Below are 2623 nucleotides of genomic sequence, written 5' to 3'. Positions count from 1 at the left end.
GCCTGGGCCGCGCCGACCTCAAGGGCCTTGCCATCAACGTACAGGGGCTGGGCAAGGTGGGCGGTGCGCTGGCGCAGATGCTGGCCCAGGCCGGCGCGCGGCTCACGCTGGCAGACCTTGATGCCGGCCATGCCGCCCGGCTGGCGGCAGCGCTCGGTGCCCGCGCCGTGGCGGTGGACGCGATACTGGCCGAACCGGCGGACGTCTTCAGCCCCAACGCGCTGGGCGGCATCCTGAACGAAGCCAGCATCGCTGCCCTTGATTGTGCGATCGTTGCCGGCGCCGCCAACAACCAGCTGGCGACGCCTGAAGATGGCGCCCGGCTGGCGCGGCGCTCCATTCTCTATGCGCCGGATTATGTCATCAACGCCGGCGGCATCATCAGCGTGGTGGCCGAATATCTGCACCGCAGCGGCCGCCAGCCGACAACGCTTGACGAGGTGACGGCACAGATCGATGCCATCGGGCCGCGGCTGGCTGCACTGTTTGCCGAGGCGGATGCTAGTCGCCGGCCGACCAACGCGGTGGCCGATTCCATGGCGCAAGCATTGATCGGGCGCGATCAGTAATCGCGTTTCCAGCGCACGCCGGCCGCCGTGCCGCCCAGCGTGGCGACCGAACTCAACACCGACAGCGAGCGGGTCAGCCCGATCTCGATCGAGGTCGCGGTATAGCCCTGCGCGTCGGTGGCGAGTTCCACATAGACATTGCGGCCCAGATATTGCCCGGCGGCAAAGGTGGTGCGGCGACCGCTGGCCTGGTCGGCCGGCAGGATTCGCAGCCGGTCGATGCCCAGGCCCTTGCTGACCGCGCCGATGGGGTTGAAACCGCCACTGCCACGCAGTGAGGTCAGCGCGGCAGCCAGCTGGATGGCTTCGGGCGCCGACAGATCGGTTATGCTCGCACCGAACAGCACCCGGCTCAGTACCTCGTCTTCCGGCAGCGCGGGCACAGAGCTGAACTTGATCTGCGGGCGCTGGGCGGTGCCTTCGATGGTGAGCAGCGCGGTGAAGCCGTTGCCGGAGTTTTCCGCCGTCACCGCCAGCACGGGATCGGGCGGATAGCCGCCCAGGAAGCGGATGTCGCCACGGGTCAGCTGGAAGCGCTTGCCGGCAAAATCATAATCGCCGCGCACGAGCTGCACCCGTCCGAACAGTTCCGGGGCATTGGCCGCGCCGCGCAGCCGCACATCGGCCTGCCATTCGGACGCGATGCCCATGCCGTTCACCATCAGGCGATTATTGGCCTTGATGGTGAGATTGTAGAGCCAGCGGGTGGGCGGCACATATTGCACCACCCGGCGTCCGAGCAGGCGGGTGTTGCGTTCGGTCACCACCATCACCGGCACGTCGGCCACCGAGGTGCGGCCCACCTGATAGGTGGCGCGCGACAGGTCGAGCGTGCCGGAGACGACGCCGCCATATTCGTCGGTGGCGATCCTGATGTTGCCGCTGCCGGTGGCGGTCATGTCATCGCGGCCCAATATGGCGGCGTTGGTCACGGTCATGCGGATGTCCATCGGAAAGCCCCGATCGAAGCTGAGATCGATGGTGCCCGCCCCGCTGATGCGGCCCTGGCCTGATGTGCCGGTGAAGTTGATGAACTCCAGCCGCGAGGCGGTGAAACGGGCTTCGGCCGCAACTGCCGTGGCGACCGCACCGAGCAGCGGCGCCTCAACCCGCCCGCCGGTGACGCGCAGCCGCCCGGCAACGCGCGGATCGCCCAGCGTGCCCGACAGATCGGCGGCGACCTGCAATGGGCCACGCACATCAAGAGCGGTCAGCCCGGTCAGCCCCCAGAAATCCTGCGCTGGTCCGGCATAGCGCAGTTGCCCCTCGACGCGGGCATCGGCCAGTCGCTCCACCAGTCCGGACTCGCCAGATGCGACGGCACCGAGCCGGGCCTGGACGCGGCCCTCCACCTTGCCGGCCCGCACGATCACCGCCTTCAAGACGCTGCCGCTGCCGGCCAGCGTGGCGTTGAGGCCGACATCGATGGGGCTGGACGTGCTGGCGATGCTGGATCGGGACAGGCCATTCAACCGCAGCGCCAGCCGGCCCTGCGGTACACCGCCCGGCGCCTGCTCCAGCGACAGGTCGCCCGAGATGCGGCCATTCAGGTCGACGGACGGGTAGGCGAGGCTGACGAGGCCCAGCGACACCCGCTCCAGCGTGGCGGCCAGCCGCCAGCGGTCGCCCCAGTCACCGGCCAGGATGGCATTGCCTTCGCCGCTGACCAGCCGCGTGGTGGCGAGGTGCCAGCCGGCGGCATCGCGGTTGATCACCGCCGGGCCATCAAGCCGCGCCTTGCGGCCATCATAGTCGCCGTCGCCGTCGATCGCCCAACGGTCCGGAGTGACATTGGCCTTGAGCGCGACATGGAAGGGGGCGCCGCTGTCACCGGAGATGGCGAGGCTGGCGGTGCCGCGCCCAGAAGCCAAGGCGATGCGGCCATCGGCCCGCTCCACGATCAGGCTGCCGCGCTCCAGCCCAGCCAGCGCCAGCGTGCCGTCCAGCGCCGGGCCATCCTCGGCCAGCCGCAGCCGGCCTTCGATGTCGAGCCGCTCGATGCTGACCGGGGTGGCCAGCGGCAGGCTGACACCGCGGCCGCCCAGCTTGACGAG

At 69.5% G+C, this 2623-nt stretch carries 1 protein-coding gene and 1 pseudogene; one reads left to right on the top strand and one right to left on the bottom strand.

Going from position 1 to position 2623, the window contains the following annotated elements:
• A pseudogene (locus tag GJV64_RS13540) lies at positions 1–569 on the top strand (amino acid dehydrogenase); the annotation flags it as partial.
• On the opposite strand, the gene GJV64_RS13535 reads toward GJV64_RS13540, so the two are convergent.
• On the bottom strand, positions 563–2623 hold a 2061-nt coding region (locus GJV64_RS13535; RefSeq protein WP_164157895.1), incomplete at its 5' end, for a translocation/assembly module TamB domain-containing protein. The pseudogene GJV64_RS13540 and the gene GJV64_RS13535 overlap by 7 nt on opposite strands.

It is taken from the genome of Sandarakinorhabdus rubra (assembly GCF_010994245.1).
GTDB classification, from domain to species: Bacteria; Pseudomonadota; Alphaproteobacteria; order Sphingomonadales; family Sphingomonadaceae; genus Sandarakinorhabdus; species Sandarakinorhabdus rubra.
This window is presented reverse-complemented; position numbering and strand designations above follow the sequence as displayed.